At 72.9% G+C, this 14,981-nt stretch carries 15 protein-coding genes and 1 pseudogene; 8 read left to right on the top strand and 8 right to left on the bottom strand.

The features are described from left to right. The 3 genes and pseudogenes from KPL60_RS13915 to KPL60_RS13905 form a co-directional block, all read left to right on the top strand. A pseudogene (locus KPL60_RS13915) lies at positions 1-734 on the top strand (2-hydroxyacid dehydrogenase); the annotation flags it as partial. A gap of 25 nt (positions 735-759) precedes the next feature. Continuing rightward, entirely contained in the window at positions 760-1,362 is a 603-nt protein-coding gene (locus tag KPL60_RS13910; protein WP_226350205.1) for a DoxX family membrane protein, read from the top strand. Beyond that, positions 1,359-2,261, top strand: a complete 903-nt coding sequence (locus tag KPL60_RS13905; protein ID WP_226350206.1) for a phosphotransferase — start codon at positions 1,359-1,361, stop codon at positions 2,259-2,261. Before KPL60_RS13910 ends, KPL60_RS13905 begins: the two co-directional genes overlap by 4 nt. A gap of 7 nt (positions 2,262-2,268) precedes the next feature. Here the strand turns inward: KPL60_RS13905 and KPL60_RS13900 are convergent, their stop codons facing one another. Next, positions 2,269-3,651 carry an NAD-dependent succinate-semialdehyde dehydrogenase gene (locus KPL60_RS13900; protein ID WP_226350207.1) on the bottom strand — a complete coding sequence of 461 codons (1,383 nt, stop codon included), beginning with the start codon at positions 3,649-3,651 and terminating at the stop codon, positions 2,269-2,271. Between the two features lie 90 nt (positions 3,652-3,741). Continuing rightward, positions 3,742-4,572: a hypothetical protein gene (locus tag KPL60_RS13895; protein ID WP_226364478.1), complete on the bottom strand. Its 831-nt coding sequence runs from the start codon at positions 4,570-4,572 to the stop codon at positions 3,742-3,744. A 62-nt stretch (positions 4,573-4,634) separates the two neighbouring features. Here KPL60_RS13895 and KPL60_RS13890 point away from each other — a divergent pair, with 62 nt between their 5' ends. After that, complete coding sequence (locus KPL60_RS13890; RefSeq protein WP_226364477.1) at positions 4,635-5,276, top strand: VC0807 family protein; 642 nt, start codon at positions 4,635-4,637, stop codon at positions 5,274-5,276. 21 nt (positions 5,277-5,297) lie between these two features. Here the strand turns inward: KPL60_RS13890 and KPL60_RS13885 are convergent, their stop codons facing one another. The 3 genes from KPL60_RS13885 to KPL60_RS34655 all read right to left on the bottom strand — a co-directional run bounded on the left by KPL60_RS13885 (position 5,298) and on the right by KPL60_RS34655 (position 8,841). Then, on the bottom strand, positions 5,298-6,296 hold the full coding sequence (locus tag KPL60_RS13885; protein ID WP_226364476.1) for an aldo/keto reductase: 999 nt from the start codon (positions 6,294-6,296) through the stop codon (positions 5,298-5,300). 68 nt (positions 6,297-6,364) lie between these two features. After that, entirely contained in the window at positions 6,365-8,206 is a 1,842-nt protein-coding gene (gene ilvD, locus KPL60_RS13880) for a dihydroxy-acid dehydratase (protein WP_226364475.1), read from the bottom strand. 170 nt (positions 8,207-8,376) lie between these two features. Beyond that, a complete protein-coding gene (locus tag KPL60_RS34655; RefSeq protein ID WP_226364474.1) occupies positions 8,377-8,841 on the bottom strand; it encodes a PH domain-containing protein in 465 nt (154 codons plus the stop codon). 362 nt (positions 8,842-9,203) lie between these two features. On the opposite strand from KPL60_RS34655, the gene KPL60_RS13870 reads away from it, so the two are divergent. Genes KPL60_RS13870 through ilvC form a run of 3 tightly spaced genes read left to right on the top strand, consistent with a single transcriptional unit; the run spans position 9,204 to position 12,702 of the window. Further along, a complete protein-coding gene (locus KPL60_RS13870) occupies positions 9,204-11,147 on the top strand; it encodes an acetolactate synthase large subunit (protein WP_226364473.1) in 1,944 nt (647 codons plus the stop codon). Beyond that, positions 11,144-11,653 carry an acetolactate synthase small subunit gene (ilvN, locus tag KPL60_RS13865; RefSeq protein WP_062397155.1) on the top strand — a complete coding sequence of 170 codons (510 nt, stop codon included), beginning with the start codon at positions 11,144-11,146 and terminating at the stop codon, positions 11,651-11,653. The genes KPL60_RS13870 and ilvN overlap by 4 nt, the downstream gene beginning before the upstream one ends. 44 nt (positions 11,654-11,697) lie before the next feature. Then, a complete protein-coding gene (ilvC, locus tag KPL60_RS13860) occupies positions 11,698-12,702 on the top strand; it encodes a ketol-acid reductoisomerase (protein ID WP_226350214.1) in 1,005 nt (334 codons plus the stop codon). 138 nt (positions 12,703-12,840) lie between these two features. Here the strand turns inward: ilvC and KPL60_RS13855 are convergent, their stop codons facing one another. Genes KPL60_RS13855 through KPL60_RS13850 form a run of 3 tightly spaced genes read right to left on the bottom strand, consistent with a single transcriptional unit; the run spans position 12,841 to position 13,506 of the window. Continuing rightward, a complete protein-coding gene (locus KPL60_RS13855) occupies positions 12,841-12,969 on the bottom strand; it encodes a HepT-like ribonuclease domain-containing protein (RefSeq protein ID WP_308016750.1) in 129 nt (42 codons plus the stop codon). After that, on the bottom strand, positions 12,948-13,196 hold the full coding sequence (locus KPL60_RS35105) for a DUF86 domain-containing protein (protein ID WP_374203652.1): 249 nt from the start codon (positions 13,194-13,196) through the stop codon (positions 12,948-12,950). Before KPL60_RS35105 ends, KPL60_RS13855 begins: the two co-directional genes overlap by 22 nt. Continuing rightward, positions 13,174-13,506, bottom strand: a complete 333-nt coding sequence (locus KPL60_RS13850) for a nucleotidyltransferase family protein (RefSeq protein ID WP_226366096.1) — start codon at positions 13,504-13,506, stop codon at positions 13,174-13,176. The genes KPL60_RS35105 and KPL60_RS13850 overlap by 23 nt, the downstream gene beginning before the upstream one ends. Before the next feature lie 229 nt (positions 13,507-13,735). Here KPL60_RS13850 and KPL60_RS13845 point away from each other — a divergent pair, with 229 nt between their 5' ends. Next, positions 13,736-14,890 (top strand): IS701 family transposase, encoded by a 1,155-nt coding sequence (locus tag KPL60_RS13845; protein WP_374228582.1) that lies wholly within the window; start codon positions 13,736-13,738, stop codon positions 14,888-14,890. The last annotated feature ends 91 nt before the right edge of the window (positions 14,891-14,981 follow it).

Raw genomic sequence — 14,981 nt, 5'->3', positions numbered from 1 at the left:
CCGAACCTGGAGCTGGTGCAGCTGCTCACCGCGGGCGCCGAGACGTGGATCGGCGGCTGCCCGAGGGCGTCGGCCTCTCCGACGGGCGCGGCGCGCACGGCGGGGCCACCGCCGAGTGGGTGGTGTCGGTGCTGCTGGCCGTCTACCGGCACCTGGACCGATTCGTGCGTGCCCAGGACCGCGGCGAGTGGGACTACCACCAGACCGAGGAGCTGGCCGGCAAGAAGATCCTCATCGTCGGCGCGGGCGACGTCGGGCAGAAGACCCGGGCCCGTCTGGAGCCCTTCGAGGTGGAGACCGCGCTGGTCGGGCGCACCGCCCGCGACGGCGTCCACGGCTGGGACGAGCTGCCCGCGCTGCTGCCGCACTACGACGCGACCGTGCTGATCGTCCCGCTCACCGACGAGACCCGCGGCATGGTCGACGCCGGCTTCCTGGCCGCCATGCCCGACGGGTCGCTGCTCGTCAACGGCGCGCGCGGGCCGGTGGTGGACACCGACGCGCTGGTCGCGGAGCTGACCTCGGGGCGGATCCGGGCCGCCGTCGACGTCACCGACCCCGAGCCGCTCCCCGCGGGCCACCCGCTGTGGTCGGCGCCCGGACTGCTGCTCACCCCGCACGTCGGCGGCAGCGTGCCGCTGGCGATGCGCCGCGCCTACGGCGTCGCGGCCGAGCAGCTCGCGGCGTTCGCCGCCGGTGACGCGCCGCCGAACCTCGTGACCGGCGCCTACTAGGCGCGCGCCGGTACTGTCGCCGACCATGAGCGGGCCCACGCAGCAGTACGACTGGGGCAACATCTCCGGCGACGAACCGGCGGAGAAGACCCGCCCGGAGCGCATGCCGGTCCCCGCCCACCTCTCCTCCGACATCGGGCTGCTCGTGCTGCGGCTGGTCGTCGGGGCGTCCTTCGCCGCGGCGGGGGCACGCAAGCTGTTCGGCGTCGCGGGCGGGATCGGCCTCGACGCCAGCGCGACCGCGCTCGCCGACGCCGGGTTCACGTCCTTCGCCGGCCCGCTGGCCTGGGTGCTCGCGGTCGGTCAGCTGGTCCTCGGCGTGCTGCTCGTGCTGGGGCTGCTGACGCCCTTCGCCGCGGCGGGCCTGCTCGCGACGAAGGTCGTCGCCGTGGTGGTGGCGCTGGTGCCGGCCCTGTCGGTGCCGCTGTTCGCCTCGGACGGCGCGAACTCCCTGGAGCTGGACCTGCTGCTCGGCGCCGGGGCCGCGGCGCTGGTGTTCGCCGGGGCCGGGCGGATCGCCCTCGACGCCGGGCGCACCTATCAGCGACGCCCGCTGCCGTGGTCGGTGCTGTCGCTGCTGGTCGCGGTCGCGGTGTCGCTGCTGGTCCTGTTCGTGCTGCGCCGGTGACCCCTGCCGACGACGCGTGGCTGCGCCCGCTCGCCCGGCGCCGCCGTCGCGACCTCGCGGTGCGGGCCCGGACCCCGCTGACCGGCGGGTACGCCTCCGGCGGGGCCGAGCGGATCGACCTCGACGACGGCACCGCGGTCGTCCTCAAGCACACCGGGGCGGTGGAGACGGCCGCGCTGCGCGCCGTCGCGGTGGTGAACGGGTCCGTCCGGCTGCCGCGGATGCTCGGCTCCGGCGACGGCTGGGTGCTGCTCGACCACGAGCCCGGCGCGCCGCTGCCGGCCGGGGCCCCGGTACCCGACGAGGTGTGGCGCACCCTCGCGCTGGTCCACGCGCACTGGCGGCGCAACCGGCCGCGCGGCGTCCCCGTCGTCGACGACGCCTGGTGGGCGCGGCTGTGCGGGCACGCCGCGGACCGGCTGACGGCGGCCGGGCACGACGCCGCGGCCGCGTCCGTCGTGGCCTGGGCCGGGGACGACCGCGCCCGCACCGCGCTGCGCGCCCTGCCCCGCACCCTGTGCCACGGCGACGCCCACCGCGGCAACGTCGTCGCCGGTCCGGCCGGTGCGGTGCTGCTGGACTGGGGCAATGCCCGCGTCGCGGTGGGGTCGCTCGACGTCGTGGTGCTGGCCGCGCCCCCGTCCGACGGCCCGGCCGACGCGCCGTCGTCGCCGGTGCCCGCGGTCTACCGGGACACCCTGCACACCGCGCTCGGCGCGCCGGACCCGCCCGCCATGGTCGCGGTGGAGACGGCGTGGGCGCGGGCGGCGGCGCACGTGCAGTTCCTGCCGTTCGCCGCCGACCACCAGGACCCCGACCGGGTCACCTCGATGGTCCGGGTCGCCGCCGCGGCCCTCGACGAGCTGGGCGACCTGCTCGCCACCGCCCGCCGCGGCTGATCCCGGCTCAGCCCTTCGGCTTGGCCGTGCGACGCAGCCGGGTGTTGACGAACTCGCCCATGCCCCAGCGGCCCAGCTCACGGCCGAAGCCGGAGCGCTTCACCCCGCCGAAGGGGAGCCCGGGCAGCGTCGTGCCGTGCTCGTTGACGTAGGCCATGCCCACCTCGAGCCGGTCGGCGATCTCCTGCGCGCGCTCGATGTCGCCGCTCCACACCGACCCGCTGAGCCCGTAGCTCACGTCGTTGGCCAGCGTGACCGCCTCGTCGACCGAGTCGACGCCGTAGACCACGGCGACCGGTCCGAAGATCTCCTCGGAGTAGGCGTCCATGTCCTTCGTGACGCCGGTCAGCACGGCCGGGCGGAGGAACGCGCCGTCGCCGTCGGGCACCTCGCCGCCGGTGTGCAGGGTGGCGCCCTGCTCGACGGCGCGGCGCACCTGCTCGGCGACGCCGTCGCGCGCCGCGACCGAGGACAGCGGGCCGAGCCGGGTGCCGGAGTCGGTCGGGTCGCCGTGCTCGGTGGCCTCGAACGTCGAGACCAGCACCGACACGAACTCCTCGACCTTGTCGGTCGGCACGATCATCCGCTTCGGGGAGTTGCAGGCCTGGCCGCCGTTCATCAGGCGGGCCCGGGCGGCGACCTTCGCGGTGCGGGCGACGTCGGCGTCGTCGAGGACGATGAACGCGTCCGACCCGCCCAGCTCCAGGACGGCCTTCTTCAGGTTGCGCCCCGCCGTCTCGGCGACCGAGGCACCGGCCCGCTCGCTGCCGGTCAGGGAGATCCCCTGGATCCGCGGGTCGGCGATCATGTCGGCGATCTGCTCGTTGGTCGCGTAGACGTTGACGTAGACGTCGGCCGGGACGCCCGCGGTGTGGAAGATCTCGTCCATCACCTCGGCCGAGGCGGCACAGATCGGGGCGTGCTTGAGGACGATCGTGTTCCCGACGACCAGGTTCGGCGCGACGAACCGCGCCACCTGGTAGTAGGGGAAGTTCCACGGCATGACCCCGACCAGCGGCCCGATCGGCTCGGTCTGTACCACCGACTCCTGCGCGCCCTGCGGGTCCAGGGTCTCCCTGCTCAGCAGGTCCGGGCCGTGCTCGGCGTACCAGCGGTAGATCGACGCGGCCAGTGCGACCTCGCCCGCTGCCTCCTTGACGGGCTTGCCCATCTCGGTCGCGATCAGCGCGGCCAGCTCGTCGCTGCGGGCCTCGTAGGCCTCGGCCACCCGGACCAGGATCCGTGCCCGGTCGGCGGCCGGGGTCGCGCGCCACCCGGGGTAGGCGTCGGTGACGCGGCCCAGGACGTCGGAGACCGCCGCGTCGTCGAGCTCGGGGAACGTCTTCTCGGTCTTCCCGGTGGCGGGGTTCGTGGTCACGTAGGCGGTCATGGTGCCCTTCCGTCGTGGGGTGGCGCGGGTCGCGCTCCTATCCGACGGATGTCCGCCGCGGGGGGACCGGCAAACATCGGGTCCGCCTCGTCACCCCACGCCTGCCGCCTCCAGCCGGGCCCGGACGTGGGCGTGTGCCGGTGGGACGCAGCGGTCCAGCACGCCGCGCAGCTCGTCGACCAGACGTGCGGCGGGCCAGTCCGGCGGCAGCAGGACCGTGGGCAGCGCCGGCGCCCGGACCAGGTCGACGAACACCGGGTTGGTCAGCTCGACGAGGCGGCGCAGGCACCCGGCACCGCCCCCGGGCGGCGACGCCGCGGCGGCGGCCAGGCGGTCGGCGTGACCGGCCAGGACGGCCGCGACCCCGTCGAGGTCCCACGCCCCGACCGCGACGCGGGCCGCCTCGGCGGTGTCCACCGCGAGCCCGGCCACGGTCACCCGGGCACCGGGCGGGGCGTCGGCCAGCACCTCGGCGAGCTCGGCGCCGCGGTCGGCCACCGCGATGAGCACGCCCGGCTGCAGCACCCCGTACCCGGCGAGCACGGCGGTGCGCCGCAGCCGGTCGCGGTAGGCCCGCTCCTGCTCCGGGACGGCGTGCAGCAGTGCCCGGAACGAGCCCGTCCACTCCGGGGGACGGGCGCCGAGGTCGTCGCCGAGGCGCCGGACCGCCGCCCCGAACGGGCCGTCGAGGCGCAGGTGCACGGCGCGCCCGTCGCGCCGGCCCGCGAGCTGGCCGTCCTCGCGCATCCGGGCCAGCAGCCGTCGCGCGGCGGGCTCGCGCATGCCGAGATCGCCCAGCAGCCCGACGAGCACGGCGGCGGGCAGCTCGTCACGACCGGCGACGCGCAGCAGCGACGCGACCACACCGCTCGTCGGGTTGCGCCTTGCCACGAGCGCGCCCAGCTCTACACCTCTGCTCACGGTCGTGAACCATTCCGTCCAGTTCGGGGGAACCGATGGTAGAGGCAGCGGGCCGGAACGGAATGGGGCAGGCACTGTCCTGGGCGCAGATGATCGTGCTGAGCATCGCGGTGCCCGTGGTGGTCTACGACGTCCTCACCGACCGCGGGGTCGGCCCGGTCCCCGCCCTGCTCGCCGGGAGCATCGGGCCGCTGCTCGACATCGGCATCACCTGGCTGCGCAGCCGCCGGATCGACGAGTTCGGCGTGCTCGTGCTGGTGTTCCTGGTGGTCGGCGCCGTGGTCGGGCTGGTGTTCTCCGACCCGCGGATCCTGCTGCTCAAGGAGTCCGCGACGACGGGCGTGCTCGGCCTGCTCCTGCTGGGCTCGCTGGTGCTGCTCCCGCGCCCGCTGATGTTCTGGTTCGGCCGTCGCTTCGCCACCGGCGGTGACCCGGCCCGGGTGGCCTGGTGGGACGGGCTCTGGCAGTACGCCGGCTTCCGCCGCACCCAGCGCGTGCTCACCGCGGTGTGGGGCGTGGTGCTGGTCGCCGAGGCGGTCGTGCGGATCGTGCTGACCTACCGGCTCCCGGTCGCGACGATGGTGGTGGTGAACGCCGTCGTCCCGCTCGCGGTGCTGGGCGTGCTGATCGGCTGGACCGTGCTGTACGCCCGGCGGGCGCAGGCCGCGGGACAGCGCCGCGCCGCGGCCGCCGCCTCCGGCTGAGACGACGGCCGGGCGCCCGGCTCAGCGGCCGACGTTGCGCTGCAGGTGCGCCGGGTAGCGCTCCCCGGCCACCGCCGACGACGGGGCGGCCGCCTCGATCTCGGCCAGCTCGTCCGCCGACAGCTCCAGCACGGCGGCCTCGACGTTCTGCTCCAGGTAGGTCCGCCGCTTGGTCCCCGGGATCGGCACGACGTGCTCCCCGCGGCTCTGCACCCAGGCCAGCGCGAGCTGCCCGGCGGTGACCCCGCGGCGCTGCGCGATGGCGGTGAGCGCCTCGACGATCGCGAGGTTCGCGGCCATGTTCTCGTCGGAGAAGCGGGGCAGACCGCGGCGCATGTCGCCCTCGCCGAGCTGGCCGGTCGAGGTGATCGCGCCGGTCAGGAAGCCGCGTCCGAGCGGGGAGAACGGCACGACGCCGATGCCCAGCTCGGCGCACGTCGGCGCGACCGACTCCTCGATGCCGCGCGTCCACAGCGACCACTCCGACTGCACCGCGGCGGGCGGGTGCACGGCGTGGGCGCGGCGGACGGTGTCCGCGCCGCACTCGGAGAGCCCGTAGTGGCGGATCTTCCCCTCCTCGATCAGCCCGGCGAGCGCGCCGACGGTCTCCTCGATCGGCGTGTCCGGGTCGACGCGGTGCTGGTAGTAGAGGTCGATGTGGTCGACGCCGAGGCGGCGCAGCGACTCCTCGGCGCACCGCCGCACGTAGGCCGGGTCGCCCTGCGCGCCCTGGTTGCCCGCGGCGTCGCGGACGATGCCGAACTTCGTCGCCAGGACCACGCGGTCGCGGCGGTCGGCGATCGCGGCGCCCACGAGCTCCTCGTTGGCGCCGTCGCCGTAGACGTTCGCGGTGTCGAGCAGGGTGACGCCCAGGTCCAGGGCGCGGTGGATCGTCGCGATCGACTCGGCGCGGTCGGAGGTGTCGCCGTAGGCCTGGCTCATGCCCATGCAGCCCAGGCCCTGGGCGGAGACGGTGAGGTCGCCGAGACGGCGGGTTCCGAGACGCATTCCGGTAGCCATGACAACCAACCTAGACGCGAACGGCCCCGGTCCGCAGGGCGCGGACCGGGGCCGTCGGGACGTGCTGATCAGGGGATGCGGCGGACCGCCCCGGTGTCGGCGCTGGTCGCCATGTGGGCGTAGGCGCGCAGGGCCTTCGACACGACGCGCTGCCGGTCGACGGGCTGCCACGGCCGCTCGGAGGACTCCATCTTGGCGCGCCGGTCGGCGAGCACCTCGGCGTCGACGAGCAGCTCCAGGGACCGGGCGCGGACGTCGAGCCGGACCCGGTCGCCGTTCTCCACCAGCCCGATCGTGCCGCCGGCGGCGGCCTCGGGGGAGACGTGGCCGACCGAGATGCCCGACGAGCCGCCGGAGAACCGGCCGTCGGTGATCAGGGCGCAGACCTTGCCCAGCCCGGCACCCTTGAGGAACGCGGTCGGGTGCAGCATCTCCTGCATGCCCGGCCCGCCCGAGGGGCCCTCGTAGCGGATGACCAGCACGTCGCCGGGCTTGATCTCCTTCTTGAGGATCGCCGAGACGGCGTCCTCCTGGCTCTCCAGCACCACGGCCGGGCCCTCGAACTCCCAGATGTCCTCGGGGATGCCCGCGGTCTTGATCACGGCGCCGTCGACCGAGAGGTTCCCGCGCAGCACGGCCAGGCCGCCGTCGGCGGAGTAGGCGTGCTCGAGGTCGCGGATGCACCCGCCCGCGGCGTCGGTGTCGAGGGAGGACCAGCGGTTCTCCGTCGAGAACGCCTGCGTGGTCCGGACCCCGCCCGGCGCGGCGTGGTAGAGCTCGACCGCGGTCTCCGACGGGGCCGACGACCGGATGTCCCACTCGGTGAGCCACTGCTCCAGCGTGGGGGAGTGCACGGTGTGCACCCCGGTGTTGAGCAGCCCGGCCCGCCACAGCTCGCCCAGCAGGGCGGGGATGCCACCGGCCCGGTGGACGTCCTCCATGTGGTAGTCCGAGTTCGGCGCGACCTTGCTCAGGCACGGCACGCGCCGGGAGATCGCGTCGATCGCGGCGAGGTCGAAGTCGATCTCGCCCTCCTGGGCGGCGGCCAGGATGTGCAGCACCGTGTTGGTGGAGCCGCCCATCGCGACGTCGAGCGCCATCGCGTTCTCGAACGCCTCGCGGGTGGCGATGTTGCGGGGCAGCGCGGACGCGTCGTCGTCGCGGTACCAGCGGGTCGCCAGGTCCATCACGGTGCGCCCGGCGTTCAGGAACAGCTCGCGGCGCGCGGCGTGCGTGGCCAGGGTGGAGCCGTTGCCCGGCAGCGAGAGCCCGAGCGCCTCGGTGAGGCAGTTCATCGAGTTCGCGGTGAACATCCCGGAGCAGGACCCGCAGGTCGGGCAGGCCGAGCGCTCGACCTCGGCCAGGCCGGCCTCGTCCACCTCGGACGACGCGGACGCCGAGATCGCGGTGATCAGGTCGGTGGGTGCCTGCGCGACCCCGCCGACGACGACCGCCTTGCCGGCCTCCATCGGACCGCCGGAGACGAACACGGTCGGGATGTTCAGCCGCATCGCGGCGTTCAGCATGCCCGGCGTGATCTTGTCGCAGTTGGAGATGCACACCAGGGCGTCGGCCGCGTGGCCGTTCACCATGTACTCGACCGCGTCGGCGATGATCTCGCGGCTGGGCAGGGAGTAGAGCATCCCGCCGTGGCCCATCGCGATGCCGTCGTCGACGGCGATCGTGTTGAACTCCTTGGCGACCCCGCCCGCCTCCTTGATCGCGCCCGCGACGAGGTCACCCATGTCCTTGAGGTGCACGTGGCCGGGCACGAACTGGGTGTAGGAGTTGGCGATCGCGACGATCGGCTTGCCGAAGTCGTCGTCGCCCATGCCGGTCGCGCGCCAGAGCGAACGCGCTCCGGCGGCGTTGCGACCGTGGGTGGTGACGCGGGAACGCAGGGCGGGCATCGGTCTTCTCCAGCCGGGTCTTCCGTGGTGGTTCGTGAGGGACCCCGGTGGGCGCGTCGCGGAGCGTGGGCACGAGCCGCCCGGGGGGTGCGGCGCGACGGCGGCGGGGCGGGTCGCGTCCCGCCGGCCGGCGGGCCGATCGCCCGCAACCGTACGCCCCGCGACGGGCGTCAGTGACCCTCGGCCGGATCCTCCGGGTCGGTCACCGCGGCCGGGTCGGCGAACCGGCCGCCGCTGGCGACCGAGAGCGCGGGCAGGTCGCGCGCGTGCACCGCGGGCAGGACGAGGGCGTCGTCCTCGCCCAGCACCGCGCTGACCCGCGAGCGCGAGCCGATCCGCAGACCGCGCACGTCGTCCCAGTCCACGGTGCGGGAGGAGAACGCGCCGCGGACGGTCAGCGTCTCCGGGTCCACGGTGGTGCGGACCCGCAGGATCCAGGCGATCGCCGCGGCCGGGGCCAGCAGCACGACCCAGAACCACGGCAGGCTGAACACCAGCGGCGTCGACCCGACGACCGCGACCAGGATGGCGAAGATGGTCAGCCGGCTCGGCTTGAACACCAGCGCGCGCGAGCCCACGCGGAGCTTGCGGCCCTCGTCGCGGACCCGGGGGGTCCACGCCAGCTCGCTGTCCACCTGCTGGGACGCCCCCGGGGCCGGCTGCGGGTCGGCGGAGGCGGGGTCGGGGGGGGACGGCGCGGTCGTCGGTGCTGCTCACGACCCCAGTGTGACAAATCCGGACCGTGACCCCACGGCCCGGACGGGTGGGGTCGTTTGACTCCGTCCGTGGGACGCGTGCTAGCGTCGATGCATGTTCGCCGTTCGAATTCTCGTACTTCTTGGGCGCGTCGTCGCCTGAGTTCGACCTTCTCGAACGACGACGCGCTCACCCTCGCAGCGCCCGGAGTGCCGGGCGGCGGGGGTTTTTTCATGTCCAGCTCCGAGTCCAGCCCATGTCCGGCATCTGATCGACACGATCTCCAGCGAGGCAGACCCAGATGACCACCGTCCCCGCCAAGCCCGGCTCGCCCGGCCCGAAGCCGGGCCCGCCGCCCGGCCGGTCCGCGGCCTCCGGCACGTCCCGCAGCGCGGCCCCGGCACCCGGTGAGACCACCGTGCCCGGCCCGCGCATCGTGGACGAGCCCATGACCGGCGCCCAGTCCCTGGTGCGTTCGCTCGAGGAGATCGGCTGCGAGGTCGTCTTCGGGCTGCCCGGCGGGACGATCCTGCCCGCGTACGACCCGCTCCTGGACTCGACGAAGGTGCGTCACATCCTCGTGCGCCACGAGCAGGGCGCCGGACACGCGGCGACCGGCTACGCGCAGGCCACCGGCCGGGTCGGGGTCTGCATGGCGACGTCCGGGCCGGGGGCCACGAACCTGGTCACCCCGATCGCGGACGCCCACATGGACTCGGTGCCGCTGGTGGCCATCACGGGTCAGCAGACCCGGCCGCTGATCGGCACCGACGCCTTCCAGGAGGCCGACATCACCGGCATCACCATGCCGGTGACCAAGCACAACATGCTGGTGACCGACGCGACGGAGATCCCGCGCGCGATCGCCGAGGCCTTCCACCTGGCGTCCACCGGCCGGCCCGGCCCGGTCCTGGTGGACATCCCGAAGGACGTGCTGCAGGAGCAGACCACGTTCTCCTGGCCCCCGGAGCTGCAGCTGCCCGGCTACCGGCCGACGACCCGGCCGCACGGCAAGCAGATCCGCGAGGCCGCCCGGCTCATCCGCGAGTCGGCCAAGCCGGTGCTCTACGTCGGCGGCGGTGTCCTCAAGGCCGAGGCCGCCGAGGAGCTCAGGGAGCTGGCCGAGCTGACCGGGGCGCCCGTCGTCACCACCCTGATGGCGCGCGGTGTGTTCCCCGACAGCCACCCGCTGCACCTGGGCATGCCCGGGATGCACGGCACCGTCGCCGCGGTCGCGGCGATGCAGCGGTCCGACCTGCTGGTCGCGCTCGGCTCCCGGTTCGACGACCGGGTCACCGGCAAGCTGGAGAGCTTCGCCCCCGGGGCGAAGATCATCCACGCCGACATCGACCCGGCCGAGATCTCCAAGAACCGGCGCGCCGACGTGCCGATCGTCGGGGACTGCAAGGAGGTCCTGGCCGACCTGGTCGAGGCCGTCCGTGCGGACCGCGCCGAGCACGGTGAGCCGGACCTGTCGGCCTGGTGGAAGCAGGTCGGCGGGCTGCGCGACCGCTACCCGCTCGGCTACGACGAGCCGACCGACGGCGCGCTCTCGCCGCAGTACGTGATCGAGCGGATCGGCGCGATCGCCGGGCCGGACGCGATCTACACCGCGGGCGTCGGCCAGCACCAGATGTGGGCCGCGCAGTTCGTCAAGTACGAGAAGCCGCGGACCTGGCTGAACTCCGGCGGGCTCGGGACCATGGGCTACGCGGTCCCGGCCGCGATGGGCGCCAAGGTCGGCGAGCCGGACGCCGTCGTCTGGTGCATCGACGGCGACGGCTGCTTCCAGATGACCAACCAGGAGCTCGCCACCTGCGCGATCGAGGGCATCCCGATCAAGGTCGCCGTCATCAACAACGGCAACCTCGGCATGGTCCGCCAGTGGCAGAACCTGTTCTACGGCGAGCGGTACTCCAACACCGACCTCAACACCCACAAGCTGCGCATCCCGGACTTCCCGATGCTCGCGCAGGCGATGGGCTGCGAGGGGCTGCGGGTCGAGTCCAAGGAGGACGTCGACCGGGTCATCCACCAGGCCATGGAGATCAACGACCGGCCGGTCGTCGTGGAGTTCGTCGTCGGTGCCGACGCCCAGGTGTGGCCGATGGTCGCCGCGGGCACGAGCAACGACGAGATCAACGTCCGGCGCGACATCCGGCCGGAGTTCGAGCACGACGAGCTGGCCGCGTCGGTCGACGCGGTCGCCGACGTCACCGAGCAGGCCCTGGAGGGCGAGAAGTGAGCGAGCTCCACACCCTCTCGGTCCTGGTCGAGGACAAGCCGGGTGTCCTGGCCCGGGTCTCCGGGCTGTTCTCGCGGCGCGGGTTCAACATCAACTCGCTCGCGGTCGGCCCGACCGAGCACCCCGACGTCTCCCGCATGACGATCGTCGTCGAGGTGGACGAGCTCCCGATGGAGCAGGTCACCAAGCAGCTCAACAAGCTGGTGCACGTCATCAAGATCGTCGAGCTGGAGCCGGACGCCTCGGTGCAGCGCGAGCTGCTGCTGGTCAAGGTCCGGGCCGACGCCACGGTGCGCAGCCAGGTCGTCGAGACCGTGCAGCTGTTCCGCGCCAAGGTCGTCGACGTCTCCCCGGAGGCGGTCACGGTCGAGGCCACCGGGTCGGCCGACAAGCTCAACGCGCTCCTGCGCATGCTGGAGCCCTACGGGATCCGCGAGATGGTGAAGTCCGGGATGGTGGCCGTCGGCCGCGGCCCCCGGTCCATCACCGCCGCGGCCGTCCGCTAGACAGTCGTCGCTACACAACCTCCGAGAGGAACCGTCCCAGAGCCATGAGTGTCAACATCTACTACGACGCCGACGCCGACCTGTCGATCATCCAGGGCCGCAAGGTCGCCGTGATCGGCTACGGCTCCCAGGGGCACGCGCACTCGCTGTCCCTGCGTGACTCCGGGGTCGAGGTGAAGATCGGTCTGCCCGAGGGCTCCAAGTCCCGGCAGAAGGCCGCCGACGAGGGCCTCGAGGTCGGCACGCCGGCCGAGGTCTCCGCCTGGGCCGACGTGATCATGGTCCTGGCGCCCGACACCAAGCAGCGCTTCATCTACACCCAGGACATCGAGCCGAACCTGAAGGACGGCGACGCGCTGTTCTTCGGCCACGGCTTCAACATCCGCTTCGAGCTGATCAAGCCCCCGGCGAACGTCGACGTGGCCATGGTCGCGCCGAAGGGCCCGGGCCACCTGGTCCGCCGCCAGTTCGTCGACGGCAAGGGCGTCCCCGCCCTGATCGCCGTCGAGCAGGACGCCTCGGGCAACGCCAAGGCGCTCGCGCTCTCCTACGCGGCCGGGATCGGCGGCGCCCGCGCGGGCGTCATCGAGACCACCTTCAAGGAGGAGACCGAGACCGACCTGTTCGGTGAGCAGGCCGTCCTCTGCGGCGGCGCCGCCGCGTTGGTCCAGACCGGCTTCGAGGTGCTGACCGAGGCGGGCTACGCCCCGGAGATCGCCTACTTCGAGTGCCTGCACGAGCTCAAGCTGATCGTCGACCTCATGTACGAGGGCGGCATCGCCAACGAGCGCTTCTCCATCTCCGACACCGCCGAGTACGGCGACCTCACCCGCGGCCCGCGCGTCATCACGCCCGCGGTCAAGGCCGAGATGCAGAAGATCCTGGGCGAGATCCAGGACGGCACCTTCGCCCGCGAGTGGGTGGCCGAGGACGAGGCCGGCCGCGGCAACTACACCAAGCTGCAGCAGCAGGGCGCCGAGCACCCGATCGAGCAGGTCGGCGAGAAGCTCCGCGGCCTCATGAGCTGGGTCGGCGAGAAGGCCAAGTGATCCACTGCCGGATGCGTCCGGCAGGATGAATCGCGCGGGCCCCAGACGGCCCGCGGATGCCCGGGCCCGGACGCACCCATCCGGACCAGGCGACGTGGAACCCCCGTACCGGCGACACCGGGCGGGGGTTCCGCGCGTTCAGGGGCTGTCGGCGAGCAGCCGGTCGAGGACAGAGAGCAGGTCGGGGAGCCGGTTCGTCGCGGCGTCCCACACGATCTCGTCGTCGACCACGGCGTAGCCGTGGATCAGGATGTTGCGGAACGACACGAGCCTGGGCAGGTCGGAACGCGGAGAGCGAGTTCCGGGTCCGCCCGCGAGAGCCGGTTGAGCGCCTCGCCCACGATCTCGAACTGGCGCTCCACCGCTGAACGGAGCAACACGTCCGACAGGTAGTCGTCGAGACTCCGGTCGGCGACGAACCGTTCGACGAGACCCGCGGCACGTCGCGCGTCCCAGAGGAACGCGCGCGGGTCACGCGGCGTAGAGGGCGACACGCTGCTCGTCGATCGACCGTCGGAGGTACGGGTTGACGACGGCGTCGTCCACGACGAGGTCGACCGTTCGGCCGAGCAGCCGTTCGAGCTCTTCCTTGAGCTCGAAGTAGAGGCCGGAGCGGTCGGTGGCCCGTGGACCGAGGTCGACGAGGACGTCGACGTCACTGCGGTCGGGGTCGAAGCCCGGGCCGGCAGCGGACCCGAACAGCTCCAGGCTGCGGATGCCGAGCCGGCGGCACAGAGCCTCGATCTCGGACCGGACGCGTTCGATCGACGGATGCACGGCCACCCCCTCGTGCACAGTGTGCACCCGGGCCGACGGTCGCGGGGCGGCGACAGCCACCCCGCTCTCCCGCAGAGTGACGGAGTGCCCACGTGCAGTTCCGTCCGGAGCCGCCCAAGTCGTGGTGCGCGCATCGCCGCCGGACCGTCGCGCCGTCCTAGTACTACAGTCGCGTTTATGTTGAGGGTGATCGGTGTGTTTCCGGTTCTGGTGTTCGTGACTGTGTTAACCCTTGGCGGTGGGTGACGATATTGGTGTGGCGGATGTGCGGGAGTGGGCGGCGGGTCTGGACGAGATCGCGCGGTTGATTGGGTCGCGGTTCGCGCGTTCGGAGCCGCGGGCGAACGCGGTCGCGTATGTGCGGGGGCTGCTCTCGGAGCGGGAGCGGAAGAACTCGTGGACGATCTCCGAGCAGGCCGGTCAGCCGGTGCCGGATCCGATGCAGCGGCTGCTGTCGACGACGGACTGGGATCCCGATGCAGTGCGGGACGATCTGCGCACGTATGTCGTTGCGCACCTGGGCGACCGGGCTGGGATCCTCGTCGTCGACGAGACCGGGTTCCTGAAGAAGGGAGACCGGTCGGCGGGTGTCGCGCGGCAATACACCGGCACGGCGGGTCGGATTGAGAACGCGCAGGTCGGTGTGTTCCTGACCTATGCGACGCCGCATGGGCGGACGTTCCTGGACGGGGAGCTGTATCTGCCGAAGGCGTGGACCGAGGATCGCCCCCGATGTGACCGTGCGGGGATCCCTGCTGATCGTGAGTTCCGCACCAAGCCCGAGCTGGCGGTCGAGATGATCGCCCGCGCGATCGACGGCGGGGTTCCGGCGTCGTGGGTGACCGGCGATGCCGTCTACGGACAGCACTACCGGCTCCGCAAGAGCCTCGAAGACCGTCAGATGAGCTACGTGCTCGCGATCCCCTCCAACCAGCGCGTGATCGCCAAGACCACCTCGTCGATCATCGGGAGCGAGTACCGGGCCGACGCGCTCATCGCAGGACTGCCGGCCACCGCGTGGCGCAGCAGGTCAGCCGGCGCCGGATCGAAGGGCGACCGTCGCTACGCGTGGGCGCGGGCGCGGATCAACGGGGAACGCGATCCCGACGCCGAGTACTGGCTGCTGGCCCGCCGCAGCCTGACTGCCCCCTCAGAGCTGGCGTACTACCTCTGCCACACGCCCAAGCGAGTCGCGCTCAGCGAGCTGGCCCGGGTCGCCGGCGCGCGGTGGGCGATCGAGGAGACCTTCCAGACCGCGAAAGGCCAGACCGGCCTCGATCATTACCAAGTCCGGCAATACACCGGCTGGTACCGGCACATCACTCTCTCCATGCTCGCGCACGCCTTCCTCACCGTGACACGGTCAAAAAGGGGGCTCTCCACGCCGACAGCGGCGAGCTCATCGCGCTGAGCCTGCCCGAGATCCGCCACCTCATCGCCACCCTCGCACTGGACACGATCGCCGACCCCGGCCACGTGCTGCGCCGCTCACGCTGGCGACG

Source organism: Pseudonocardia sp. ICBG162 (assembly GCF_020496225.1).
In the GTDB taxonomy this organism is placed as follows: Bacteria; Actinomycetota; Actinomycetes; order Mycobacteriales; family Pseudonocardiaceae; genus Pseudonocardia; species Pseudonocardia alni.
The sequence above is the reverse complement of the archived record's forward strand: the minus strand, read 5'-3'. Positions and strand labels throughout refer to the sequence as shown.

Bases quoted from the DNA above. Each gene is read 5' to 3' on its own strand.
- KPL60_RS13890 (WP_226364477.1), top strand. From the start codon at position 4,635: ATGGGGCAGGCACTGTCCTGGGCGCAGATGATCGTGCTGAGCATCGCG.
- KPL60_RS13900 (WP_226350207.1), bottom strand. From the start codon at position 3,651: ATGACCGCCTACGTGACCACGAACCCCGCCACCGGGAAGACCGAGAAG.
- ilvC (WP_226350214.1), top strand. From the start codon at position 11,698: ATGAGTGTCAACATCTACTACGACGCCGACGCCGACCTGTCGATCATC.
- ilvD (WP_226364475.1), bottom strand. From the start codon at position 8,206: ATGCCCGCCCTGCGTTCCCGCGTCACCACCCACGGTCGCAACGCCGCC.
- KPL60_RS13870 (WP_226364473.1), top strand. From the start codon at position 9,204: ATGACCACCGTCCCCGCCAAGCCCGGCTCGCCCGGCCCGAAGCCGGGC.
- KPL60_RS13910 (WP_226350205.1), top strand. From the start codon at position 760: ATGAGCGGGCCCACGCAGCAGTACGACTGGGGCAACATCTCCGGCGAC.
- KPL60_RS13885 (WP_226364476.1), bottom strand. From the start codon at position 6,296: ATGGCTACCGGAATGCGTCTCGGAACCCGCCGTCTCGGCGACCTCACC.